Below are 24,182 nucleotides of genomic sequence, written 5' to 3'. Positions count from 1 at the left end.
TAACTGCTTGAAAACAGCAGTTTTTTCGGCGATCTTTTGAGGCTTTGTTGGTCCATTTGGACCAAATTTTGGTTGCGGGGGCAGGATTCGAACCTGCGCTTGGCGGTACCAAAAACCGTCAGGTTAAAAATCCGCCGAATATCAATCAGCCGAAAATCGCAGATTTGTGCGGCTACAGGGAGCACGCCCGCTTCCCGCGCTTTGGCACGCATCTCCTGGACGAGCGCATCGCTTGGCCCATGGCTGTCGCGGCGCGGGTCGCGTTCATAGGGGATGATAATGTCGCGAACGAACGCCTCGACGCGATCAGCGATCTCCATCGCCCGGTCCATGCCGATGCCGTTCATGCCAATGCCTCTTCATATTCTGCTTCGGTCAGATCCCGTACCTCCTGCGCGGTGATCCCAGGCGCCAGGCGGCGCAACAGAAAGGCCGATTGCCGGTCAGGACGTTCGAAAATGGCCAGATTGGTGATGATCATGTCGACAACATTGGCCCCCGTCAGCGGCAGCGTGCAGCTCCTGCGGAACTTGGCCGTGCCCTGCTTGTCGACATGATCCATCAGCACGATGATCCGCCGCACGCCCGCGACCAGATCCATTGCTCCGCCCGGGCCCTTCACCATCTTGCCGGGCACCATCCAGTTGGCGAGATCGCCATTTTCGGCAACCTCCATCGCGCCGAGCACCGACAGTTGGATATGGCCTCCGCGGATCATGCCGAAGCTGTCCGCCGAGGAGACGTAGCTGGTCCGGTCAAGTTCGGTGATCGTCTGCTTGCCGGCGTTGATGATGTCGGCGTCCACCTCGGCCTCCGTCGGGAAGGGGCCGAGGCCGAGCATCCCGTTCTCAGACTGCAGGGTCACGTCGATGCCGGGCGCGATATGGTTGGCGACCAGCGTGGGTATGCCGATACCCAGATTGACGTAGAAGCCGTCCTGCAACTCGGCGGCGGCGAGCGCCGCCATTTCATCCCTCGTCCAGGGCATTATTGGGCCTCCTTGCGGATGGTGCGTTGTTCGATGCGCTTTTCATTATGCGTCGCGAGGATCAGCCGCTGCACGAACACGCCCGGCGTATGGATCTGGTCGGGCTCCAACTCGCCCGGTCCGACAAGCTCCTCCACCTCGGCGACCGTCACCCGGCCGCAGGTCGCGGCCATCGGGTTGAAGTTGCGCGCCGATTTGCGGAAGACGAGATTGCCGTAGGGGTCGCCCTTCCACGCTTTGACGATCGCCAGATCGGCGACGATGCCGCGTTCGAGCACGAAGGTCTCGCCGTCGAAAACCTTCGTCTCCTTACCCTCCGCGATCAGCGTGCCGACGCCGGTGCGCGTGTAGAAGCCGGGGATACCGGCCCCGCCCGCGCGCATCCGTTCGGCCAGCGTGCCCTGCGGACAAAATTCGATCTCCAGCTCCCCGGCCAGATATTGCCGTTCGAACTCCTTATTCTCCCCGACATAGGAGCTGACCATCTTGGCAATCTGACGCGTGCGCAGCAGCTTGCCGAGGCCGAAATCATCGACCCCGGCATTGTTCGAAACAGCGGTAATGCCGGTGGTGCCGCTGTCGACCAGCGCCTGGATCAGCGTTTCGGGAATGCCGCAAAGGCCGAAGCCGCCCGCCGCGATGGTCATGCCGTCGAACAGCAGACCGGCAAGCGCGGACGGCGCATCTGGATGGATTTTCTGTACCATGATGTCCTCAGAGTGAGCTGACGAGATGGCCGCCGTCGACCTCGATCACCGATCCGGTCATATAGGCGGACAGGTCGGAAGCGAGCAGCAACAGCGGGCCGTCAAGATCCTCAAGCTGGCCAAGGCGGCGCTGGGGAATGCGCTTCATCATCGCCCGGCCTGCGTCGCTTTCCCAGAACTCGCCGTTAAGCTCGGTCGCGAGATAGCCGGGGGCCAGCGCATTGACGCGGATGCCGAAGCGCGCGAGTTCCAGCGCAAGCGACTTGGTCAACTGGATCGCGCCGGACTTGGATACGGCATAGGGCAGCACCGCCCCCGCCTGCCGCAGGCCCAGGATCGAGGCGATGTTGATGATCGACCCACCCGCACCGCGGGCGCGCAGAGCCCTTGCCACGGCCTGGGACATCAGGAACATGCCCTTGAGGTTGGTGTCGATCACCGCGTCCCAGTCGCCTTCGCTCTGGTCGAGCGCCGCGCCATTGCGGACGACGCCAGCATTGTTGACCAGAATGTCGACCCGGTCGAGGACCGGCTGGATCGCGGCGATGCTGGCCGCGTCGGCAACATCCAGCGCCACCGTCTCGCATCGCCCTCCTGCAGCACGGATATCGTCAGCCACAGACTTCATCGCATCCTCGCGGCGCGCGCCGATCACGACCTCGGCTCCGGCCGACGCCAGCACCTGCGCGAAATAAGCGCCGATCCCGCCCGAGGCGCCCGTCACCAGAGCCACCTTCCCGTCAAGCCGCCACCGATTCATCGCATCCGTCCCTTTTTGTTTCATTATCTAATAGGACATTATTGTATAACAATCAATGGGGCATAGATCGAGGATCGGGATTAATCTCCAGCCCGGCGTAACCGCGCGATCCACGCTTGCAAGAGCGGTCGATTGTGCTAACAATAAATCTGTTGTACAATTTCGTAACATGAAAATGGCCGAAACACGACTGCCGACGAATATCCTAGCCTCAGGGTGGCAAATGTATCTTCAGAAAGCCGATCTCCCGGAAATCGACGATGACACGGTCAGTTCCTCCGACCGCGTCGTCGATGCCATCATCCGTGGTATATGGTCGGCTCGATATGTGCCCGGTCAGAAGTTGATCGAAGCGGGCCTTACCGACGCCGTAGGCGTCAGTCGCGGCCCCGTGCGCGAGGCGCTCAAGCGATTGGCGGCGGAGGGAGTGATCACGCTGACGCGGCATCGTGGCGCCTATATCCGCGCCTATGGCCGTCTGGACGCCGACGAAATGCTGGAAGTGCTCGAAGTGCTGACATGTCTGATGGCCCGTCTGGCAGCCGAAGCCGCGAACAGGGACCAGAATGCCAAGCTCATGCGGGACGCCTATGAAATCCTTGGCGGTCAAGGCAATCGGCATGGCGAAGATGCCCTGTTCATCGGGCAGCGCCATCACTTCTACGACACGCTCCTGGCCATAGCGGGCAATATTCAACTGGCGCGCCTTCTGCCGACAACACAGATTCAGTTGCTGCGCCTTCAGATCATGCCCTATCTCACTGCGCAGGACCGGCAGGCGCAACTCGACGAATATGCCGCGATTACCAAAGCAGTTCTTGCGGGTGAACCCAAGACTGCCGAGAGCGCCATGCGGCGGCACATGCGCCGTTCACGGGAACGCTTCGCCAGAGCCCCCGATGAAGCTTTTGCCGCTCTCGTCTGATTTGGCGTTGGCTGCCGATCGGGTGCTTTCCGATTTACTGACCATCGGTCCGTCACCCCACTCCGCTGAACCTTGAAACTGACCAGCTTGGAATGAAGAATGGATAGCGACCAGATGGATTTCGAACCCTTGCACGTGGCCGAGCGCCAGATTCCGCTGCCCATGTCGGTAAGTAGTCAGGCCAGGGAAATGCTGGCGGCCTTTGCGCGCGGCGAAACGACTGCTTATCCGGCCAGCGACGATCTCGCTTCGTGGAAGGCGATGATAAAGGCCAGCGACGAGGGCATGAGCGCGATGATATTCACGGCGGCGCACAACGACGCCAGCCAGGCCGAACCGGTCGATCTGGGCGGCGTCCCGTCCTACCGCGCAGTGCCGCGCAGTGCCGCAAATGGAACCCCCGACATCCTGTTCGATCTGCATGGCGGAGGATTGATCCTGGGCGGGGGCGATCTCGTGCGGCGGTTCGCGCTGAAGGCGGCGACGGAATATGGCGTGGAGGTCTTCGCGCCCGATTACCGCATGCCACCGGATTTCCCCTATCCGACGCCGCTCGACGATTGTGTGGCGGCCTTCCTCGCGCTTCTTGAGCTGCACCCCGCCGAGCGGATCATTGTCCAAGGAGCCTCGGCCGGCGGCAATCTGGCCGCGGCGCTGATGCTGCGCCTGCGCGAGATGGGCGCGCCCTTCCCCGCCGGTCTGATCCTCCAGACCCCGGAAATCGACCTGACCGAGTCAGGCGACAGCTTCCAGACCAATCGCGGCGTGGATGTGGTGCTGCGCGACAGCCTGATGCCCATCAACATCCTCTATGCGAACGGCCACGACCTGCGCGATCCGATGTTGTCGCCGCTCTTTGCCGATTTCTCGAAGGGCTTCCCGCCGACGATAATCTCGACCGGAACCCGCGACCTGTTCCTTTCCAATGCGGTCCGCTTTCACCATACACTCCACCGTGCGGGCGTGCCGAGCGAACTGATAGTCATGGAAGCCATGCCTCATGGCGGTTTCATGGGTGCGCCGGAAGATGCGGAATTGCTCGGCGATCTGCGCGGCTGGGCCCAGCGGATCTGGCGTAAAGCGTCCCCGTCCTGAGCCAGGCATGGCCGGGATTTTGACGCGGGATCGATAGCCCAGCGGCCATCACCATGATAGGAACCCTCCCATCATGGCGATACCGATAGTGCGTCAGCCCAGATCCCAGCCTGCGGGCTTCGGCCAACCGCCCTCGCGCGCCATCATTTCCGCTTCTTCCCGTGACAGCACGTCAGCATTGCCGCCGCTGCGTGCCGGATCGGTACCCCGGTATCGCGCCATTTCCAGCCTCGCAATCTGATTGCGGTGCACCTCGTCCGGGCCGTCGGCCAGACGCAGCAGACGTGCGGTGGCAAGTGCCGCCGCCAGATAATGATCATTATTGGTGCCGCCACCGCCGAATATCTGGATGGCCCAGTCCACGATCTGCTGCGCCATCAGGGGCGCGACGACCTTGATCATGGCGATTTCCTGACGCGCCGCCTTGTTTCCGACGGTGTCCATCATCCAGGCCGCCTTCATCGTCAGCAGCCGCGCCTGCTCAATCCTGATGCGCGCCTCGGCGATGCGTTCCAGCGTCACCGTCTGCTCGGAAAGCGCACGGCCGAACGGAAAGCGCTGCTCCGCCCGTCGGCACATCCGCTCCAGCACCCGCTCGCACAGGCCGATGAGCCGCATGCAGTGATGGATGCGCCCCGGCCCCAGCCGCCCCTGTGCGATCTCGAAACCGCGCCCTTCTCCCAGCAGGATATTGGTCGTCGGCACACGGACATTGTCGAAAAACACCTCCGCCGCCTTGTCCGGCACTCCATAGGAGCCGAGGACCGGCAGCGCACGCACGACCCGAACGCCCGGCGTATCCTTCGGCACCAGGATCATGGACTGACGGCGATAGGCGTCTTCCCCTTCAGGATCGGATTTGCCCATGACGATAAGGATCTTGCAGCGCGGATCGGTGGCGCCGGTGGTGTACCATTTGCGTCCGTTTATGACATATTCGTCGCCATCGCGCATGATGGAGGTGCCGATGTTGGTGGCGTCGGACGAGGCCACTTCAGGTTCGGTCATGGCGAAAGAGGAACGGATATCGCCCGCCAGCAGCGGCTTCAGCCAGCGGTCCTTCTGCTCCTGCGTGCCGTAACGCAGGATGGTTTCCATATTCCCGGTATCGGGCGCCGAACAGTTGAAGATTTCGGGCGCGAAAAGCGATCGTCCCATGATTTCGCACAGAGGCGCATAGTCCACATTGCTCAACCCTTCCTCGCACTCGTGCACCGGCAGGAACAGGTTCCACAGCCCGGCATCGCGGGCCAGCGGTTTCAGCTTTTCCACGATGGGATAGACGGCCCATGGACCGAGCCGTTCCGCCTCCAGATAATATTGGCGCTCATTGGGATAGACATGTTCCGCCATGAAATCCTTCAGGCGTTCTCCCAACTCCACACTTTTCTTGCTCGGATTAATATCCATCGATCCTGTTCCTTGTTCGACAACCGTCGCGCCGCCCTGATGCCGGCAATCTTTCCTGTATGACGATCAGATCCGCTCGATCACCATGGCAATACCCTGACCGCCGCCGATGCACATCGTCACAAGCCCATAGCGCCCGCCGATACGCTTCAGCTCGTAGATCGCCTTTACGGTGATGATAGCTCCGGTAGCGCCCACCGGATGACCCAGCGAGATGCCGCTTCCATTGGGATTGGTCCGCTCGGGATCGAGGCCCAGCTCGCTGGCAACCGCGCAGGCCTGCGCCGCGAAGGCCTCATTGCTTTCGATCACATCGATATCGGAAAGCGCCAGCCCGGCGCTTTTCAGCGCGAGCGGCACCGCCTTCACAGGGCCAAGCCCCATCACCTCCGGATCGACGCCGGCATGCCCCCAGCCCAGAATGCGCGCCATCGGCTGCACGGATTTCCGTGCCGCCTCCTCGCCGCTCATCAGCACCAGGGCGGCCGCACCGTCGTTCAGGCCGGAGGCATTGCCGGCCGTGACGGTGCCATTCTCCTTCAAAAAGGCGGGCTTCAACTGGCTCATGCTGTCGAGATCGGCGTCGGCGCGTACATGCTCATCGGTGCGGAACAAGGTTGTCCCCTTGCGCGTACGTATCTCGACCGGCAGTATCTGTTCCTCGAACCGGCCTTCTGCGATGGCGCGCGCGGCGCGGCGATGGCTCTCCACCGCCGCTTCATCCTGCGTCCGTCGGCTGATGGCGTGGCGTTGTGCCACATTTTCGGCGGTCACGCCCATATGACCATGGCCGAATGGATCGTGCAGCGCCTCCAGCATCGCGTCGAGCATCGGCGCTTCGCCCATCCGCTTTCCCCAGCGCATGGCCGGTACGATATGAGGCGCCCGGCTCATGCTTTCCGCTCCCCCCGCCACCGCTGTCTGGCATTCGCCCAGACGAATCATCTGGGCCGCAGAGACGATCGCCTGCACCCCCGACCCGCAGAGCCGGTTCAGCGTCAGGGCCGGAGCGCTCGTCGGAATGCCCGCCTTTACCGCCGCTATGCGCGCCAGAAATATGTCCTTCGGATCGCTCTGGATGACCTGTCCCATGACGATATGCTGGATATCGGCGGGCAGCAGGCCCGCGCGATGCACAGCCTCCTGGATCACCAGCCGGCCGAGTTCGGAGGGGGATATATCCTTCAGACTTCCGCCGAAGTCTCCGATGGCCGTGCGAACCGCCGACACGATAACAACGTCACTGAACATGGAATGGGCCTCCCAACCTCGCGCGCCCGCGCTCGACAAGCGTCTCTGCCGCGATCCGCCCGAAACTATCACCTCAGGCCGAAAGGTCAAGATTTAAAGCATTTTTGTCCTACAATATTGAGCCATAAATCGGAATGCCGGCTTGACTTATTTCCAATAATGTAGGACATAGATGTATGATAAAATCCCGTTACAGGGTGTGAAGGAGGGTTATGAGCAGGATTTTGGACGCCAAGGGCTTTGAGGGCATTTGGGAAATGGACACCGAAAGATCCAAGATCTGGTCCTACGAGACCGGCCAATGGGTGCCGGAACCATGGCTGAGCCAGACAATCTCGATGCAGCATTTCGGCAATGTGATGGCCTACACGCACAAGAATGAGAGTCAGCCGGGCATTTTCGCCTATATGGGTTATCAGTGCGCCTACGATCAGGCGGATTGGGTGCCTTACGTGCTCGATCGGGTAGAGGGCGATCTCTCGACGCCTGAAGGTCAGAATACGTGGATCGAGATCAACGGTTTCAAACCCGGGCTAGCCGTCGGGATGGTCAAGCAGATATATGTGGACAATCGATCGCATTATCGCCTGAGCCTCGATATGAACGGCGTCATGAACTACACCATGCTTCGTCGCCTGAGCGAAGATGGATCGAGGATGGTCTCGCATGTGTATGACCCTGAGGGTCATCCGATGATCCAGAAGCACTTCAGGAAGGTATCGGCGGTCGCCTGACGACTTGCCCCCGGGCGTCGATGTCGCCCCGCTGCGACTAGAACATGCTCCGACCGGATTGAGTCGGAGCATGTTCTATTTCGGGTTACCGATCGTCCCGCACGCGACGACCAGCCCAGCATGGCGACGCTCGTCACGGGAAGCGGGAGACGGGCCGCGCACCATGCCGGCCTGAGGTTAAAGCTTCGGAAAAACCTCTACAGGCGCCCCGATTCCGAGCGGAGCCTGTACCGCAAGAAGGGCGGAGCGAAATGCCTCGTCCACCAGTTCGGCTGTCCAGACCGGCTGGTTCAGAACGGGCGCCATGACCTGGGGATGGGTGTAGAGCGACAGTTCGAGCCCGCTGATCCTCACCACCTGTCCATTCACTTCCCTCGACGCGTCGGAAAGCAGATATTCATAGACCGGCGTATTCAGGAACGGCGATTCCGGACGGTTTTCGCCTGCGGGCATACCGTGCGAAGACCGGAAGGAACTGGATATGTTCCGCATCTGGGTACCCGCGCGAGGCGAAACCGCATTAACCCTTACCGAACTTCCCTTCACTTCAGCCGCCATCGCATAGGTAAAGGATGCCACTGCCCCCTTGGTCGCCCCATAGGCCGCCATGCCGACCATGCCGGATTGAGCGCCCGATACAGTGTTGATGATCGAACCGCCGCCAGCCGCCCGCATGAAGCGCAGGGCGTGATGACTGCACCCGATGGTGCCCAGGACGTTTACTTCCCACAAGGTGGCGAGATCGCGAGGATTGAGTTCCTCAACCATTTCCATGCGGAAAATTCCGGCATTATTGATCAATCCGCTTATCGAGCCGAATTCCTTCACGCAGCGCTCAATCAAGCCGCCCGCAGCGTCCCAGTTGCCGATATTCGCTTCGTGGGCGATGGCTATTCCGCCGCTCGCGCCAATTTCGGAGACAAGCTTGTCCAGTTCATCGCCGTTAATATCATTGACTATTATTTTCGCGCCGCGCGAAGCGATCGCCACGGCGCAGGCGCGGCCAATTCCCGCCGCAGCCCCGGTAATCACGACGCATTTTCCGTTCAGGTCAATCACCACATCTCTCCCCGATCCGGCTACGCCTCACGGCGTAGCCTCGTCCATTTCCGATTTCCTAGCCTGCGCCCGCAGAAGGTGCGCTGCCCGACCTGCATTCTGCATCGGCCTCACATTCCCGCACCCGGTGCGGTCCCGACAGCCCGGGCTGTCAATTCACAGGTTCTGCGATATGGCTTCAGCGCGAGCAGGGTCAGAATGAACCCCGCTATGAAGGCGGGCAGCGCCACCAGAATCACAGACTGTCTGAGCATCGTTGGATCATGAAAGACATTGTCCGTCACAAGCGCCACCGCCGTTGGCGCGAAACCGATCCCCACCATGGTACCAATGAGCAGGAAGAGGGTCGTGACCTGTCCTCGCATCTCGTTCGGGACCATCAGCGTCAAGGCCGGATAGGTGGCGCCCGCGATGATGTTGCCCAGCAGCGGGGCGCTCACGGTGAAGACCAGAATCGCATAAAAGGGGCCATCCAGGAACCACCAGCTGAACTGGAGCAGCGCCAGCAAAGGATAAGCGATCAGCAAAGGACCAAGGCGGCCGATCGCCGGATATCGACGGCTTAACCAATCTCCCAGCGCGCCGCCGATGGGCGGCGTAATCACGCCGACCGACAGCAGCACGGCGCCTATGATCGTCCCCATCTGCGCAGGCGGCATGTGATGGATGCGCATGAGGATCACAGGCAGCCAAGCGACGAACCCATTTAGCGCAAACATGTTGGCCGTAAGGGCTGCGAGGGTCAGCCCGAACCCCGAAGGCTGTTGCCGGACGAATTTGAAGAACGCCTTGTTGTCAATGACCGCCCTGGCCTTTTCCAGCCGCACAGGCTCCCGCACCGCCAGCAGGAGCAGGGCGACCAATAGTCCGGGCGCGCCCACAACAATGAATACAAGTTGCCAGCTCGATACCGCGCCCAATATCGGCAAGTTCAAGACGCCATGTAGACCGAAGACTTGCAGCAACAGCCCGCCGATGAAAACCGACCCGGCATTGCCAAGCGCCGTTCCGCCAACCATTATCCCCATTACGGCTCCACGACGCTTTGGCGGAATCAGATCGGAAACGATCGAGAAGGAAGCAGGCGCGAGACAGGCCTCTCCGATACCAACAGCCAGTCGAGACGCGAAAAGCTGCCAGAAGTTTTCGGACAGGCCGCAGGCAATGGTTGCCAGACTCCAGCATGAAATCCCGAAAAGAAGGACGTTACGCCGGTTGGTTCGATCCACCAGACGACCGATGGGTATTCCCGCGACGACGAAGAACAGGGCGAAGGCCATCCCCTGCACCAGGCTCAACTGCGTGTCGCTCAGCGACAGCGATTGGCGCATTGGCTCGATAAGGACGCTGATGATGTAGCGATCAAGATAGGCCATGACCCAGCCGGCCGAGAGGATCCCCATGGTGTACCACACCATGCCGCCGTGGGGATAAACGCTCCCGGCTTGAGTTATACCGATATCGTCCTGCCCGGCATAATTCATCAGATGATCACTCCCCGCGGTCCTGTTTTCACTTCGATTATTCGCTGATCCCACGGGTGGAAACCAGCACCCCGGATTACGGCATCAGAGGTGCTTTATTGGAAACAATCTGCCGATACTCAAGCATTCGGAATTGTTTCGCGTTTCCGATATGTGACCCGCATTTCGCCCTTATCCCACCTTTTCGGCATATTTGGCGATGGCCATGTCCTGGGCCTGACGGAATTGACTGCCCACCGCGTCGCGATCGCCGTACATATTCAGCCATGAGGCAAGGGGGCGCCGCATCGAGCCCTGGAACTCAGGCATGACCTGGCGGGCGAACAATTCCAGCGACCGCAATGTCGCCGCGGGATCGGCGATATCCGTCATTCGGATCAGAAGGCACCCGAATCCACCCGACTTGTCCCACAAACGCTGTATCTGCTTGCGGGCCATTTCCGGCGTGCCGATGACCGAATAGCCGCGGGCGTTCGATTCATGGATCAACGTCTCGTGATCGGTATTGGCAAGGATATCCTCAATGTCGGGCGCCCCTTCGATCCGGAAGGGACCGGTCGATTCGAAGCGGCGCTGATTGGCATATCCATATCTGACGTCCTCGATCGCCTGCTCCAGCGTGGGAGCGATATGCATCGGGGCGATGAGACGCCAGCTACGGCGATCCGCGGATTGCCCATATTCGGCGGCCGCGGATTCCACCTCTTGCCAGGTATTGGCCAGATACTCAAAGCCGCCCCGATCATCGGTTGCGGCGACGCCAAGGAGACCGGCGCCATAACGGCCCGCGAGACGTGGCCCGGTCGGCGAACGCACCGCCGCCACGGCAAGTTCGATGCCGGAAGGGTTGAAGGGAGAAAGTTGCAGCCGCGCGTCGCAAAGCTTGAACCAATCGGTTTCCATCGTGAGGGGTTCGTCATTGGTGAGCAGATGCGCGATCGCTCCCACGCCCTCCTCCAGCCGCCGCCGCTGGATGTTGTAATCCATGCCCAACATACGCGCGTCGGTCACAAGCGACCCCGGCCCCATGCCGAACATGACGCGGCCCCGGGTAATATGATCGAGCAGGACCATCCGGTCGGCGAGGATGAGCGGATGATGATAAGGCACGGACGCGACCCCGGTGCCGAACCTCAGCCGCTGCGTACGCTGGGAAGCGGCGGCGATGAACACTTCGGGCGAACTGATGAGTTCGAACCCGCCGGAATGGTGTTCACCGATCCATGCTTCCTCGAAACCGAGCGCGTCCAACGCCTCCATCATCTGCAAGTCGCGCTGGATCGCCAAGGTCGGATTTTGTCCGGGCCCGTGATAGGGCGAAAGAAAGACGCCGAAGTTCATGCGCATAATGATTTCCTTAGATGATCCTGAACGTATCATATATAAGACAAGCGTTCTGCATATAATATCCTGTCAGACACATCGAGAACTGTCAATTTGATTGTTCGCTCCTGCTACTCTTGGTCCGCATGGGCTCATGAGCGATCGAACTTCGGTTTTCTTTTTTCCTTCAAGGCCGCGACACCTACCTCATGATCCTCCGTCAGGAAGGTGAGGGTCTCCAGGCCGAGGGACATGTCCATATGCGTGGAGGCCTGCTGCCGCAGGGAGGCGTTGAGCGCCCGCTTGGTCATCGCGACGGCGGAAGAGGCCGCGCCCATCATCCGCTCCACCCAGTGATCCGTGCGCGCATCGAGATCGGCTTCCGGGACCGCTTCGGTGATGAGGCCGATCTCCGCAGCCTCCCGGCCGGTCAACAGGTCGCCCGTCAGCAGGAAGCGTTTCGACCGCATCAAACCGACCAGATTGGGCCACAGCAGCGAACCCCCATCGCCGGCGGCCAGCCCCACCTTGACATGGGTATCCCCGATTTTCGCGCCCTCCGCCATGACGGTGATGTCGCAGCACAGCGCGATCGAACAACCTTTGCCGACCGCATGTCCGTTGATCCTGCCGATCACCGGCTTGTCGCAGTCCAATATGGTGAGGATAAGCTCGCGGGCCTGCCGCATGCCCTTGACCCAATAGGCGTTTCGCTCGCGCTGGTCCCTGGGCGCCGCCGATCCGCCGCCGCCGACGCAGAATATCCGCTCGACCGCCCCCGTTAGCACCACGACCCGGACATCCGGATCGGCACTGGCCTGACGGAATATATGGATGAGGTCCGCATTGAGTTGCGGCGTATCGACCAGATTGATCCAAAGCGCGGATTTCCGAAGGTCGACCTTGAGCGAATTATCCTTATACATTCATCCCACCTATATCATATATGAGCCGATCATTTCATCAGTAATAAATGGGACAGCGCGCGGCGGGTGTCAAATCGGTTATCGACGGTCCGGCAACGCTGGCCCTCTTAAATCCAGCAAAGATCGGCCATGCCGTGGGGCTGGCATAGCGTCATGCGTTACTCCCCCTGGCGACAGGGGCGCCAAAACCCCGAAAATCCGATGAGCAATTGGCTTCGGCCAGTTCCATGAAATGCGGCCGATGACCATCGCGAATATCAGGCTGCCGACTTCAGGGGCGATGACGAGTTGATGTACCAGGAAGAAATCGAGGCCCTGAGCGACAGCATGGCCCGTGTGCTGACGGATGAATGCGACAGCCTCGCCCTGCATGCCTATATGGACGGCAAATCCGATCTCGACGATCAGGTCTGGAAGCGGGCGTCGGAACTCGGCTGGATGGCCGCGGCGTTGCCGGAAAGATTTGGCGGCATGAATGTAGGGCCTTATGGGCTGGAGGCGCTGCACACCGCATTGGGGCGCCGCGCCGCGCCCGGCCCCTTCATCGCGACATTAAGCGCCGCCCAGTGGCTTTCCGAGATTGGGTCGGAGGAGCTTCAGGCCGAACATCTGCCCCTGATCGCGAGCGGGCAGCTCAAGGTGGCCATCCCGGTCGCCGTCGGCTCCGGACCCATATTGAGCCACACCGGCTCCACCCTTTCGGGGCAACTGGATGTGCTCGGCTCGGCGGACTCGGGATTGATCATCGCACCTGTCGGATCGGGACAAACGGTCGAGGCCTGGGCTCTGCTGAAGCCCGCGACAGCCTGTGTGACACTCAGTCCCCAGGAAATCTGGGATCCCACGCGCGAGATTTGCGTCCTGCATTGCGCCAGCGCGTCCATGATCGCGCTCCTGCCCGATCCGGACGGAAATATCGGGCGGCGGCTTCAGCGCCATGTGGCGCTGGCGCTGGCGGCCGACAGCCTGGGCGCGGCGTCGAACATATCGGCGCAGACCATCGATTATCTCAAGACCCGGGTACAGTTCGGCCGGCCGATAGCCTCCTTCCAGGCGATCAAGCATCGCGCGGTCGATATGATCGCGAGCATTGCGATGCAACGGCACCTGCTTGCGCAGGGTGTCGAGAGCGCCGCCGCCGATTCCCCCGATGCCGACATGTGGGCCGCGCTGGCCAAGGCGGGCGCGACGGAAGCTTTCGCATTCGTATCCGGCGACTGCATCCAACTGCATGGCGGCGTCGGCCATACCTGGGAGTTCGATCCGCACATCTATGCGAAGCGGGCGAGACTGAACGAGGCGTTGGTCGCAGACAATCGCGCCCTTCGCGACTTCGCGGCGACTGCCCTCGCCGCCATCACGCGACAGGGACACAGTACGACGGAACTCGGGATTTGATCGGCAACGCCGATCCCGAAGCACAGGTGAAGGGACACAGGACCAGATGAATTTGTCGTACTCGAAGGAATACGATGATTATCGGGAGGAGCTTCGCGCCTTTCTGGCGGCGAACTGGCCCCTCCCGGACTCTCTTGGCGACCTCCGGGAACGGACCGCCGAATTCCATCGCCGCGCCGCGAAAGCGGGATACATCTTCCGTCATATCCCCGTGAAATATGGCGGCGGCGAGCAGCCGCTCGATTTCCTGCAAAGCGAGATCATCAAGGAAGAGTTCCGCAGGGCGGGTGCGCCCAGGGAGCCCGAAGTCATCGGCATCAACCGGGTCATCCCGGTCCTGTTGCAATGGGGCACGGAGGAGCAGAAGGACTTCTTCATCCCGCGCACGATGAGCCGGGAATTTCTCTGGTCCCAGGGATATAGCGAACCCAATGCGGGCAGCGATCTGGCAGCATTGCGCACGTGCGCTGAACTGGTCGGTGACAAGTGGATCATCAATGGCCAGAAGGTCTGGAGCTCCAACGCGTACAAATGCCAATATATGAATGCGCTGGTGCGGACGGAATCCGCTCCACGGCATCTGGGAATCTCCTATCTTCTGATCGACCTCCATCAGCCCGGCATCGAGATTCGCCGGATCAAGCAGATCACAGGGGAATCGGAATTTTGTGAGGTCTTCTTCAACAACGCAGAGGCGCCAGCCGACTGGGTTGTGGGAGGGCGCGGCAATGGATGGGCCGTATCGCGCACGACCCTGCGGCACGAGCGGTCCGGCTTCCGCAGCGTGAACTGGCTGGACACCATCCTGCGCCGCATCGTGAAGCTCGCCCGCGAGACGATACGCGACGGAAAGCCCGCCATAGAAGAGCCGCATCTGCGCCGGGAGATCGCGCGTGTCCAGGCCCGGCTCTATGCCATGCGCTATTCGACCTACCGCGATCTTTCCATGGAAGCGGCCGGAGAGCCTTCAGGCGATTATCTGCTCACCCAGAAACTGTACCTGACGGACACGATCCATCTGGTCGAGCGGCTGACACGCGACCTGCTGGCGGACGATTACCTTCTCATGAGCCCCGGCGAAGGAAGGGACGGCCTGAAAGGCAATGCCAAGTGGATCTACAATTCCTTTCACAGCCTGAAGATCGCCATTGCAGGCGGCTCGTCAAATATTCAGCGCAATGTCGTGGGTGAGCGCGTTCTGGGCCTGCCCCGGGACAATGCCGGCGTCGGCGGACGCGAAGCTTCTGGGATGGACCAATGAACTTCAAACTCTCGGAAGAGCAGCATCAGCTGCAGGACGCAGTAAGGCGCATCGTTTCGGCTGCCGGCTATCACGAGCGCCTCAGGGCCGTGGTCGACGGTCAGCTATCGTGGGATGAAGGGTCATGGCGCGATCTGGTCGAATTCGGGGTGCCGGGCATCGCCGTGCCCGACCGATTTGGCGGCATCGGACTGACGATGATCGAGCTTGCGCTGGTAGCCGAGGCGCTTGGCTATGCCGGTGCGGCTACGCCGTTCCTGGGACATGTGCTGGCGACGATCGCGATTGCCGAAGGCGGCAGTGAGCAACAGCGGGAAAAATGGCTTCCCCTGCTCGCGAGCGGCGAGAAGATCGCCTCGGTCGCCCTTTCCGATCAAAATGACGGCTGGGCTCCGAACGATTGGAGTCTCGCGCCGAATGGATCGCGTATCAGCGGCCGCAAGATCAATGTCCCCGCCGGTCAGATCGCAGACATATTCGTCGTCGGTCTCGCGGGCGGCCAACTGGCTGTGGTGGAGGCTCTGACGCCGACGGTGACGGCGGAAGCGATGGATGGCATTGATGTGACCCGTCCCCTCGCCGCCGTCGAATTTTCCGACGCGGAGGCGGAACTGCTGGAAAATGGCCCGGCCGGCGCCGCGCGAATGCACGATGCCGCGCTGGTGCTGCTCGCCGCGGATGCTTTTGGTGGAGCCTCCCGCATTCTCGACATGACCAGGGACTATTCGTTGGTGCGCGAGGCGTTCGGTGCCAAGCTTGCCCAGTTCCAGGCCTATAAACATCAACTCGCCAACCTCGCCGTCGAAGTGATCCCGACAAGAGGGCTCTACTGGTTCGCGGCCTATGCCTTCGAAAATTATGTCGAGCGCTCCAGCCATGCCGCCTGTCTGGCAAAGGCGCATTCCGCCGAACTGTTTTTACAAACCGCCCGTCTGGGCACCGAGCTTCTTGGGGGCATCGGCTTTACGTGGGAATATGATTCCCAAATCTGGCTGAAACGGGCGATGTTCGACTTCGCGTGGGGAGGCAGGCCCGAGCGTCTGTTCGCCAAAGCCGCCGATCTCGCCGGATGGTGATGGCAGCCCTTCGCCTCGACGAGAGCGCTGCGACGCCGTGCGACATGGCGACGCGGAGCGCGATCCCTTTCAATCTTCTGGAGCCATAGACCGATGATCGTCCCTCTTCGCACCCCCCGGCATGCATTCCTGTCCCCGATCGAGGAGATCATCGACGAGGCAAAGAACGGCCGCATGTTCATCCTCGTCGACGATGAGGATCGTGAGAATGAGGGCGATCTCATCATCCCCGCGCAGATGGCGACGCCAATGGCCATCAACTTCATGGCGACCCACGGCAAGGGGCTGATTTGTCTGGCCATGACCAAGACCCGCGTCGATCAGCTAGGCCTTCGGTTGATGAGCCCGGCCAACGGCACGCGGCACGAAACGGCCTTCACCGTTTCGATCGAGGCGCGGGACGGTGTGTCCACGGGCATCTCGGCAGGCGACCGCGCCAGAACGATCGCAGTCGCGATCAACGGGTCCATGGGATCCGAGCATATCGTGACGCCGGGTCATGTGTTCCCGCTCATCGCTAACCCCGGCGGTGTGCTGGTGCGCGCCGGGCATACCGAAGCAGCGGTGGATGTCGCGCGCCTGGCCGGTCTCAATCCGTCAGGCGTGATCTGCGAGATCATGAAAGCCGACGGGTCGATGGCACGACTCGACGATCTCGTCAGCTTCGCGGAGCTTCACGGCCTCAAGATCGGCACGATCCGGGATCTCATCGCCTACCGCCGGCGGCATGATCACAATTTTGAGCGGGTCGCCGAGACGAAGTTCGAAAGTGACTGGGGCGGCGACTGGACGGCGGTGACCTTTCGCAACAAGTCGATCGATACCGAAACCATGGCCATCATCAAGGGCAAGGTCGATCCCGCCAAGCCGACACTGGTCCGCATGCATTCCCTGGGGCTTTTCGCCGATGCTCTCGCCTTGACGGGCGAGCGCAAGGGCCTGCTCAGAAAGGCGATGGAGACGATCGCGGCGGAAGGAGTCGGCGTCATCATCCTGCTGAACCAGCAGATGAAACTATCGCAGGAAGCCAATGCCATCGCGACCGAAAAATTCACCGAAGTCCATCAACTACGGGACTATGGCGTCGGCGCGCAAATTCTGGCCGAACTCGGCATCCACGACATGATCCTGCTGACCAACTCCCACCACACGCTGGTGGCGCTTGACGGCTATGGCCTGAACATTGTCGCGGAGCGCCCGCTCTGAGACGAGTTCCGCAAAATCCACGCTAGCGGCTGAAGAAAGATAAAACAGACGAACGCACGGAAAAATTGGGCAAAGAAGGAGAGGAAAGATGAAGGCCTTGGTGATGCACGGCAAAGGCGATCTTCGTTATGAAGATGTATCGGACGCCAAGATCGAGCAGGACGAGGACATCATCGTCAAGATGAACCTCTGCGGAATTTGCGGCAGTGACCTGCATCTTTTCCAAGGCAAAACGCCTTCTGCACGGCCTGTCTATTGCATCGGGCACGAGGCAGTTGGCGAGGTGGTGGAAACCGGACGCGCAGTATCCTCCCTGCGGGTTGGCGACCGGGTCATGCTCTCCGCTGCGACAGGGTGTGGCGCCTGTCGGCCCTGCCTTTCCGGGGAGATAAAGCGTTGCGAAAGGGCGCCGGCGGAAGTCTATGGCATCGGCGGCCCGCTCGAAGGATGCCAGGCCGAAGCCATCCGCGTGCCGGTCGGCGAGTTCAATGCCACTCGGATTCCTGAAGGATTGACCGACGAGCAGGCAGTTCTTCTAACCGACAATGTGCCGACGGCCTATGCCGCCTGTGTTGGCGCACAGGTGGGCCCCGGCCGCAGCGTGGCGGTGATCGGCCTCGGCCCAATCGGCCTCATGGCCGTCGAACTCGCGCTCGTGATGGGCGCGTCCGTCGTCTATGCTATCGATCCGATCGAGGACCGTCGGGAACGCGCACGCAAATTGGGTGCGGTGGCGCTACCGCCCGATAATCTCGTCGACATCATCGCCGAAATGACATCGGGCCGCATGATAGACAGCGTGATCGAAGCCGTGGGCGGCACAAATACCGTGAATCTTGCCTTGTCGCTGGTGGGGACCGGGCGCAACCTCAACGTGCTTGGGGTCGACAGCAATCTGGATTTCCGTATCCCGATAATGGCCTGCGTCCGGGGCATCACGATCCGCGCCAGTATGATGACCGAAGTCAGTCGCTATTGGGGAGAGCTGGTGCCAATGATGCAATCGGGACGCATCCGTCCTGAAAGACTCATCACGACGACCGCAGCGCTGCGCGACGGTCTCGATACTTATGAACGTTGCCTCGAACGGAGCGGTGACGTGCTGAAGGTGATGATGAAACCATAGACACAGACCCCAACCGCCTCGGGACTTACAGGACTTCCCACATCCGCAGCTGTTGCGACGCACCTCGCAGTTTCATCATCCTGCGGCGTCGAACTCGTGACAGGCTGTGGCTTTCAATGAAGCGCCTGTCCGGCCGGATGCGAGTTGGAGAAGTTGGGCATGCCGCGCCGGACATTCACCGTTGATATGACTGCTACCTCGATAGCGGCCAGGAATCGCTGGAAGACCAGCCCTCGACGTTGAGCCCGGTGGCCCCGACCGCGACCTCTTCGCTTACAGCCGGCTCTTCCCTCGGGTCCTTTCGGCGCGATCGGGGTCGAAGCGCGGGCGGTCGATGCTGAACTGGTCGCTGGTGCGCGCATACCAGCCCGCGCCATGCGTGCGCCCGACAAGCTTCATCGCGGGCGTATCGAAATAGAGCTTCGCGGGATCGGCGATGAACTCGTCCTTGACGTGCGCGACCAGTATCTCCCCGATCACCACGGTCTGCAACCTGCCGATGTCGAGCATCTCGATCTTGCGGCACTCAAAGCTGACCGGCGCCGTGACGATTCTCGGCGGCGCGACCTTTTCCGAGGGCACGGTTTCGATCCCGGCATAGTCGATCTCGCCGATGTCGCGCGGCGCATCGACGCTCGAAAGATTCATCGCCTCCATGTCGGCTTCCCCGACAAGATTGACCACAAACTCTCCGCTCGCGGCGATATTGGTTGCCGTGTCCTTGTACGAGCCGGTCTTCATGTCCTTGAGCAGGCCGAGCATCACCAGCGGCGGCTCAATCCCGCAGGCGTTGAAGAAGCTGTAGGGCGCGGCGTTGACCAGCCCGCCCTCCCCCACCGTGGTAATCCAGGCGATGGGTCGCGGCGTGATCGTCGAATTGACGATCTTGTAGCGCGCGCCAAGATCGAGCTCGGCCATGTCGAATTGCACTATGGTCAACCCTTCTTCCACGTGGCCGCAGCGGCAAAAAGCGCCACCCTGACCCGTACCAATATTATTTCGAACGCTCCCTGATGCGGGCCGCTGCATCGGCCATCATGTTCGCGCCTCGCTCCGCCAGCGCCAGGTCTGGTGTGGGAAGGATCACCGGCCCGCCGGCTTTCGACGGCAGAATGACCACGGCCCTGCCGGTGCAGGAGATTTCTTCGCGCTGGTTCGTCCCTTCAAGGTCTAGTTCCACGACATGGTGGATACCCTCGATCCGCTTGTCCACCACGCTTCCGGTGATGACCGTCGTGTCGCCATGGAAATTGAACATCCGAACGTCGGTCTGCATCGACATGATCCAGGCCTCATCGCCCATCCAGTTGGTGAGAGCGTGGGTAAGCCAGTTGGAGCGCATCTGGCCGTAGTCATAGGGCGCCGGCAGTCCGAGATCCTGCGCGCGCTCCGGATCCCAGTGCACGCGCATCATGGACCCGGGAACGCCATATCGGTCCTCGCTGTAGAAGGCCGGGATTTTCTGGCGGATCTTCCAGCCATAGCGCAAGGGGCCGCCGCCATAGGTCGCGCCCAGACCCCAGCCCATATGCGCCCCGATGACCTCCACCATGCCCAGCGGCCCCTTGGCCACCGGCACGATCTGGTCCCCGACCGAAACGTCGTCCCACCATCTCGGCTCAGCGCCGCGCCTTTCCTCCGCCGCGTACAGGCGGTCGATCGCGTCGATCTCTTCCTTCGTATAGACGTGCCGTTTGGTGTCGGCGTGACGGCCGACCTTTTTCGACCCGCCCCGTTCGGCATTGACGAAGCTTTCGTAGCGCACGGCCACAGGCTCGCCATCCATGTTCACATAGAGGTGCCGATAGGTTTCAAGCACGGTACGCGCGCCCGAGAAGGACGATGTCTCCTTGACCTGAACATCATCGACACTCAGGTCGTGATAGAGCTGGTCGCCGGGGCGCATCGGCTTGAACAGCAGCCACCGGGTCCCGACATTGTAACGGCCGACGCCTTTATAGAGCCCTTTGAACAGCGCCTTCATCTCGGGCGTCGCCGGAGGCGGCGTTTCATTCAGGCCCGTCGTGGTGGCGAACAGGGGCGGCGCGATCTGGCCGCGCCAACGGGTCGTCCGGGCGTAATCGGGCTCATGCCACAGCGGATTGTCATCGCCGATAAAGCCGAAGGCGAAGTGCCTGATCCCGTCTTCGGAGACGATCCGGTTATAGGGCAGGCCATGCGTCGATTGAGGCACGCCCATCTGGCGCCGCTGCCGGTCGATATCCTCATCCTTGATCCGGGCGTCGATGGCCTTGGGCGCCGCATGCTCTGCTGTGTCTGACAAGATTTCCTCCATGCCTGGTCGTTGAGCGGCGTCAGGGGATCGCCGTACTCTTCTATTATTGTCGCCAGTCCCGGCGGCGGGGTCGGCTAATTCATCGCCAGTGCAAGCAATTCGGACCGGATGATCTTCATCGAAACAGTCCTTGGAAGCTTGTCCACGAATTTGACGGCCACCGGGACCTGATAGGGCGTGAGATGCTCCCTCGCGAAGGCCTTCACGGCGCCCTCATCCGGGACGCGCTCGCCGTCCCGAAGCTCGATCACCGCCACCGGCACATGACCCAGACGGGCATCGGGAACGCCGACGACAGCAGCATCCTCGACGCCGGGAAAGCGGCGAAGCACGTTGGCGACCTCTTCCGGCAGAACCTTGAACCCGCCCCGGACAATGGCGTCGTCCGCCCTGCCATGTATGAAGAGGAAGCCATCCTCATCGATGCGGGCGAGGTCGTTGGTGCCGACCCAGCCGCTTGTCTTCTTGTCGACCTGCACCTCCAGCAAACCGACGCCACCGTCGAGAATCTGCTCGCCTGTCACAGGGTCCATCACGCGAATCTGCGCGCCAACTATCGGCCGGCCGGCGCTGCCACGCTTTTCCCTGGAATAGCGTTTATGGTCGGCCAGCGACCAGCCAGCCACGCCGCCAAATTCCGTGGCGCCATAGTCGCAAAGAATGGGAACCCCGTACTTGTCCTCAAAAGCCTGCTGGAGGTCGGAATCCAGCGGCGCGGTGCCGGTTCTTATCGCAATGAGGCTGGAGAGAAGCTCCGGGGGAACCTGCGCATCCCAGATCATCCTGATCATCGCCGGCACCAGCGAGAGCACCTTGGGGCGGTATCGTCCGATCGCGTCGACCGTCCGTTCGATGTCGAACTTCTCGTGCAGCGAGATCGGTCGGCCGGAATAAAGGGCAAGCAGCACCGCGAACGAACCAGAGTGCGCGAGCGGGCGAATGACGAGTGCCGGGGACTGGCTCAGCCGGGGCGGTCCTTCGTCAACTCCTGCTTCCTTCCGCTGGCCGAGCGACAGGGAGGCAAGGACCGCCTCCTCGCGCTGGGGGGTCCGCTTCGGCGGCCCCGTGGTGCCGCTGCTCACCCGCTCGATCACAAAGCCCGGCATGGGATCACGGTGGGACTCCGGACCAACAAACTCCAGTCCCGGATAAGGTTCGATCGATGTCGTGAGGCCTGACCAGCTCGCAACAATCCCCGCGCTGCCCGATGCCCGGGCGGCTTCGACCACGCCCGGGATCGCCCAGAATTGCGGGTCGCCGATGATCAGCGGGAAGCGTTGCGTTCGTATCTCGTCCGCCAGAACCTGCGGGGCCATATGGGGGTTCAGCACGCAGGCGCAATGTCCGGAAAGCACAAGCCCCGTCAGGGACGCCACGGAGGAAGGCACGTTCTGCGCCGCCCATCCCACGACGTCATGCTCCTTCAAGCCCGCCGCCCGCAAGGCCGCCGCAATCGTCAGGGCAACGCCGCTCAGCTCCTCCCAGGACCATCGATGCCCCTCGAACTCCAGCGCCCAGGATTGAGGGTTTATGGCGAAGATAGTTTGTAGACGCTTGGCGAGTTGCATCGTTACCTCAATGAGACCTGACGGAGCTGTCCTGAATTGCCGTCCCGGCGCTTCTGTATGAAGATTGTCATGTCACGCCCCAACCAGCAGCGGACCCCTGCGAAATGCCGGGCAAACCCGTTAAAGCTCCACCTTCATCCTTCGCGAGCGCGGGAGCCAAATCCAAGGAGAGTATAGCATCCGGGCAGGTCAATGACGCATTGACGGCAAGGGGGCGGCACATTTCCCAGGGGATTATCCGCGCGGCATGGCCAGACCACGCTCAGCGATCAGGTTCCGCTGAATCTCGTTCGCACCCGCCGAAATCGTGGAGCCGTAGGAGTCCAGATAGTCATACATGGGAACGGGCAGCACCGTGTTCTGCGGACCGATCTTCTGCCCTTCCATGCCCGCGATACGCAGTTGCAGCTCCGCAAGACGCGTGCGCAAGGATGAGCTCAGGAGCTTCACCAGCGAAGGGGTCATCGACCAGACGCCCGGCTCCCTCGTTTCGCGCAGCAGCGCCCGGATCTGCCGGCGCACCGCATGCTGTTCGGCGAAAAGGCGCATGAACTCCCGCCGAAGCTGATCGTCTTTCAGCCAGGCCGCATCGCTGGCAAGTTCACGCTCATAATATCTCTGCAACGTGGCGCGTTCACGCTCCAGCCGATCGAACGCGAGCACGCCGCGTTCCGCCGAAAGCGTCGCCTGCGCAACAGCCCAGCCCTCATTTTCCTCGCCGACACGATCCTCGATCGGGATACGCACGTCGGTCAGGAACAACTCCGCGAAATTGGACGCGCCGGTCGATTTGCGGATGGGCCGCACTTCCACCCCTGGCGCCTTCATGTCGAGGATGAAGTAGCTGATCCCGGCTTGCTTGCGCGCCTCCGGATCGGTGCGCGCCAACAAAATGGCCCAGCTCGCATACATGGAATGCGACGACCAGATCTTCTGGCCGTTGATGACATAGTGGTCGCCGTCCCTCACCGCACGCGTTTGCAGCGCCGCCAGATCCGATCCCGCGCCCGGTTCCGAAAATCCCTGGCACCAGACCGTGCCCTGCGCGACGGTGGGAAGATATTTCCGCTTCTGATGCTCGGTGCCATAGGGGATGAGCGTCGCCGGTATATGGTTCATCGCCACCGTGAAGGCGGACGTTTCCGGCGCATCGGCTCTGGCGAATTCATCGGCGATGATGATCTGATGCTCAAGATTGAGGCCCGCGCCCCCATATTCCTCGGGCCAGTGGGGCGTCGCGAGTCCGACCTTGTTGCGCTCGCGCATCCACCATCTCTGGACCTCGACCTGAGCGGCCCCCTTTGCCTGCTGCCAGCGATGCGCCTGTTCGGGAGGGGCCACCTTCCTGACCCACGCCCGCACGCCCTCCCGGAATGCCTGAAGATCGTGACGCAAGTCCGTGATCGAGCTGTCCCGCGGACCATCGAAGCAGGCCGGATCCATGTCATTCCCACCTGCCGGATTTTCTCGCGAACGATATGAATCGGTGCTCATCGGCTCTCATATTCCCTGAAACTGGCTCTATGGCCGATTTCAGCGTTCCTCGAGCCCGTTGGCCAAGGGTAGGAAGTCATGACGGAATGTGAGAC

At 61.4% G+C, this 24,182-nt stretch carries 21 protein-coding genes and 1 pseudogene; 8 read left to right on the top strand and 14 right to left on the bottom strand.

Annotated features, from left to right (window positions below; all coding sequences use genetic code 11):
• Window positions 1-182: 182 nt before the first annotated feature.
• From HHL26_RS01140 to HHL26_RS01125, 4 genes and pseudogenes are all read right to left on the bottom strand, one after another.
• Window positions 183-332: pseudogene (locus HHL26_RS01140) on the bottom strand (acyl-CoA dehydrogenase); the annotation flags it as partial.
• Window positions 333-343: 11 nt separating this feature from the next.
• Window positions 344-988, bottom strand: a complete 645-nt coding sequence (locus HHL26_RS01135; protein ID WP_169575760.1) for a 3-oxoacid CoA-transferase subunit B — start codon at window positions 986-988, stop codon at window positions 344-346.
• Window positions 988-1,695, bottom strand: a complete 708-nt coding sequence (locus HHL26_RS01130; protein ID WP_087574670.1) for a CoA transferase subunit A — start codon at window positions 1,693-1,695, stop codon at window positions 988-990. The genes HHL26_RS01135 and HHL26_RS01130 overlap by 1 nt, the downstream gene beginning before the upstream one ends.
• Window positions 1,696-1,702: 7 nt before the next feature.
• Window positions 1,703-2,455, bottom strand: a complete 753-nt coding sequence (locus tag HHL26_RS01125) for an SDR family oxidoreductase (RefSeq protein ID WP_169575759.1) — start codon at window positions 2,453-2,455, stop codon at window positions 1,703-1,705.
• Between the two features lie 223 nt (window positions 2,456-2,678).
• Between HHL26_RS01125 and HHL26_RS01120 the strand changes: the two genes are divergently transcribed.
• Window positions 2,679-3,380: a GntR family transcriptional regulator gene (locus HHL26_RS01120; protein WP_169575758.1), complete on the top strand. Its 702-nt coding sequence runs from the start codon at window positions 2,679-2,681 to the stop codon at window positions 3,378-3,380.
• 99 nt (window positions 3,381-3,479) lie between these two features.
• Window positions 3,480-4,475 carry an alpha/beta hydrolase gene (locus HHL26_RS01115; protein WP_240962253.1) on the top strand — a complete coding sequence of 332 codons (996 nt, stop codon included), beginning with the start codon at window positions 3,480-3,482 and terminating at the stop codon, window positions 4,473-4,475.
• A 93-nt stretch (window positions 4,476-4,568) separates the two neighbouring features.
• Here the strand turns inward: HHL26_RS01115 and HHL26_RS01110 are convergent, their stop codons facing one another.
• Both HHL26_RS01110 and bktB read right to left on the bottom strand, forming a co-directional pair.
• The gene (locus HHL26_RS01110; protein ID WP_169575757.1) at window positions 4,569-5,885 is read right to left on the bottom strand and encodes an acyl-CoA dehydrogenase family protein; all 1,317 of its coding nucleotides are present in this window, start codon (window positions 5,883-5,885) and stop codon (window positions 4,569-4,571) included.
• Window positions 5,886-5,951: 66 nt separating this feature from the next.
• Entirely contained in the window at window positions 5,952-7,136 is a 1,185-nt protein-coding gene (bktB, locus tag HHL26_RS01105; RefSeq protein ID WP_087575829.1) for a beta-ketothiolase BktB, read from the bottom strand.
• Between the two features lie 224 nt (window positions 7,137-7,360).
• On the opposite strand from bktB, the gene HHL26_RS01100 reads away from it, so the two are divergent.
• A complete protein-coding gene (locus HHL26_RS01100; RefSeq protein WP_169575756.1) occupies window positions 7,361-7,870 on the top strand; it encodes a hypothetical protein in 510 nt (169 codons plus the stop codon).
• Between the two features lie 177 nt (window positions 7,871-8,047).
• Here HHL26_RS01100 and HHL26_RS01095 read toward each other — a convergent pair whose 3' ends face one another.
• The 4 genes from HHL26_RS01095 to HHL26_RS01080 form a co-directional block, all read right to left on the bottom strand.
• Complete coding sequence (locus HHL26_RS01095; protein WP_346765556.1) at window positions 8,048-8,902, bottom strand: SDR family oxidoreductase; 855 nt, start codon at window positions 8,900-8,902, stop codon at window positions 8,048-8,050.
• A 137-nt stretch (window positions 8,903-9,039) separates the two neighbouring features.
• On the bottom strand, window positions 9,040-10,413 hold the full coding sequence (locus tag HHL26_RS01090) for an MFS transporter (protein WP_169575754.1): 1,374 nt from the start codon (window positions 10,411-10,413) through the stop codon (window positions 9,040-9,042).
• A 171-nt stretch (window positions 10,414-10,584) separates the two neighbouring features.
• Window positions 10,585-11,760, bottom strand: coding sequence for an LLM class flavin-dependent oxidoreductase (locus HHL26_RS01085; RefSeq protein WP_169575753.1), 1,176 nt, complete (start codon window positions 11,758-11,760; stop codon window positions 10,585-10,587).
• Window positions 11,761-11,888: 128 nt separating this feature from the next.
• Window positions 11,889-12,662 (bottom strand): enoyl-CoA hydratase-related protein, encoded by a 774-nt coding sequence (locus tag HHL26_RS01080; RefSeq protein WP_169575752.1) that lies wholly within the window; start codon window positions 12,660-12,662, stop codon window positions 11,889-11,891.
• A 291-nt stretch (window positions 12,663-12,953) separates the two neighbouring features.
• On the opposite strand from HHL26_RS01080, the gene HHL26_RS01075 reads away from it, so the two are divergent.
• The 5 genes from HHL26_RS01075 (at window position 12,954) to HHL26_RS01055 (ending at window position 18,729) form a co-directional block, all read left to right on the top strand.
• Window positions 12,954-14,060 carry an acyl-CoA dehydrogenase family protein gene (locus HHL26_RS01075; RefSeq protein ID WP_169575751.1) on the top strand — a complete coding sequence of 369 codons (1,107 nt, stop codon included), beginning with the start codon at window positions 12,954-12,956 and terminating at the stop codon, window positions 14,058-14,060.
• 46 nt (window positions 14,061-14,106) lie between these two features.
• Window positions 14,107-15,321: an acyl-CoA dehydrogenase family protein gene (locus HHL26_RS01070; protein WP_169575750.1), complete on the top strand. Its 1,215-nt coding sequence runs from the start codon at window positions 14,107-14,109 to the stop codon at window positions 15,319-15,321.
• A complete protein-coding gene (locus HHL26_RS01065; RefSeq protein WP_169575749.1) occupies window positions 15,318-16,397 on the top strand; it encodes an acyl-CoA dehydrogenase family protein in 1,080 nt (359 codons plus the stop codon). Before HHL26_RS01070 ends, HHL26_RS01065 begins: the two co-directional genes overlap by 4 nt.
• 93 nt (window positions 16,398-16,490) lie before the next feature.
• A complete protein-coding gene (gene ribB / locus HHL26_RS01060; protein WP_169575748.1) occupies window positions 16,491-17,603 on the top strand; it encodes a 3,4-dihydroxy-2-butanone-4-phosphate synthase in 1,113 nt (370 codons plus the stop codon).
• A gap of 88 nt (window positions 17,604-17,691) precedes the next feature.
• Window positions 17,692-18,729 (top strand): alcohol dehydrogenase catalytic domain-containing protein, encoded by a 1,038-nt coding sequence (locus HHL26_RS01055; RefSeq protein WP_169575747.1) that lies wholly within the window; start codon window positions 17,692-17,694, stop codon window positions 18,727-18,729.
• A 273-nt stretch (window positions 18,730-19,002) separates the two neighbouring features.
• On the opposite strand, the gene HHL26_RS01050 is transcribed toward HHL26_RS01055, so the two are convergent.
• From HHL26_RS01050 to HHL26_RS01035, 4 genes are all read right to left on the bottom strand, one after another.
• Window positions 19,003-19,659, bottom strand: a complete 657-nt coding sequence (locus tag HHL26_RS01050; protein WP_169575816.1) for a flavin reductase family protein — start codon at window positions 19,657-19,659, stop codon at window positions 19,003-19,005.
• Window positions 19,660-19,723: 64 nt separating this feature from the next.
• Entirely contained in the window at window positions 19,724-21,013 is a 1,290-nt protein-coding gene (locus HHL26_RS01045) for a MaoC family dehydratase N-terminal domain-containing protein (RefSeq protein ID WP_206377300.1), read from the bottom strand.
• An 86-nt stretch (window positions 21,014-21,099) separates the two neighbouring features.
• Window positions 21,100-22,593 (bottom strand): class I adenylate-forming enzyme family protein, encoded by a 1,494-nt coding sequence (locus tag HHL26_RS01040; protein WP_169575745.1) that lies wholly within the window; start codon window positions 22,591-22,593, stop codon window positions 21,100-21,102.
• Window positions 22,594-22,827: 234 nt separating this feature from the next.
• Window positions 22,828-24,087, bottom strand: coding sequence for an acyl-CoA dehydrogenase family protein (locus HHL26_RS01035; RefSeq protein WP_169575744.1), 1,260 nt, complete (start codon window positions 24,085-24,087; stop codon window positions 22,828-22,830).
• Window positions 24,088-24,182: the final 95 nt, after the last annotated feature.

The organism is Sphingobium sp. TB-6 (assembly GCF_012927365.1).
GTDB lineage: Bacteria > Pseudomonadota > Alphaproteobacteria > Sphingomonadales > Sphingomonadaceae > Sphingobium.
Note: the sequence above shows the minus strand (reverse complement) of the source record. Positions and strands in the feature narration are given on the sequence as shown.

Coding starts and splice junctions, on each gene's coding strand:
- HHL26_RS01035 (WP_169575744.1), bottom strand. CDS start 24,087: ATGAGCACCGATTCATATCGTTCGCGAGAAAATCCGGCAGGTGGGAAT.
- HHL26_RS01075 (WP_169575751.1), top strand. CDS start 12,954: ATGTACCAGGAAGAAATCGAGGCCCTGAGCGACAGCATGGCCCGTGTG.
- HHL26_RS01065 (WP_169575749.1), top strand. CDS start 15,318: ATGAACTTCAAACTCTCGGAAGAGCAGCATCAGCTGCAGGACGCAGTA.
- HHL26_RS01070 (WP_169575750.1), top strand. CDS start 14,107: ATGAATTTGTCGTACTCGAAGGAATACGATGATTATCGGGAGGAGCTT.
- HHL26_RS01135 (WP_169575760.1), bottom strand. CDS start 988: ATGCCCTGGACGAGGGATGAAATGGCGGCGCTCGCCGCCGCCGAGTTG.
- HHL26_RS01120 (WP_169575758.1), top strand. CDS start 2,679: ATGTATCTTCAGAAAGCCGATCTCCCGGAAATCGACGATGACACGGTC.
- HHL26_RS01055 (WP_169575747.1), top strand. CDS start 17,692: ATGAAGGCCTTGGTGATGCACGGCAAAGGCGATCTTCGTTATGAAGAT.
- HHL26_RS01125 (WP_169575759.1), bottom strand. CDS start 2,455: ATGAATCGGTGGCGGCTTGACGGGAAGGTGGCTCTGGTGACGGGCGCC.
- bktB (WP_087575829.1), bottom strand. CDS start 7,136: ATGTTCAGTGACGTTGTTATCGTGTCGGCGGTTCGCACGGCCATCGGA.
- HHL26_RS01115 (WP_240962253.1), top strand. CDS start 3,480: ATGGATAGCGACCAGATGGATTTCGAACCCTTGCACGTGGCCGAGCGC.
- HHL26_RS01090 (WP_169575754.1), bottom strand. CDS start 10,413: ATGAATTATGCCGGGCAGGACGATATCGGTATAACTCAAGCCGGGAGC.
- HHL26_RS01080 (WP_169575752.1), bottom strand. CDS start 12,662: ATGTATAAGGATAATTCGCTCAAGGTCGACCTTCGGAAATCCGCGCTT.
- HHL26_RS01085 (WP_169575753.1), bottom strand. CDS start 11,760: ATGCGCATGAACTTCGGCGTCTTTCTTTCGCCCTATCACGGGCCCGGA.
- HHL26_RS01110 (WP_169575757.1), bottom strand. CDS start 5,885: ATGGATATTAATCCGAGCAAGAAAAGTGTGGAGTTGGGAGAACGCCTG.
- HHL26_RS01130 (WP_087574670.1), bottom strand. CDS start 1,695: ATGGTACAGAAAATCCATCCAGATGCGCCGTCCGCGCTTGCCGGTCTG.
- HHL26_RS01040 (WP_169575745.1), bottom strand. CDS start 22,593: ATGCAACTCGCCAAGCGTCTACAAACTATCTTCGCCATAAACCCTCAA.
- ribB (WP_169575748.1), top strand. CDS start 16,491: ATGATCGTCCCTCTTCGCACCCCCCGGCATGCATTCCTGTCCCCGATC.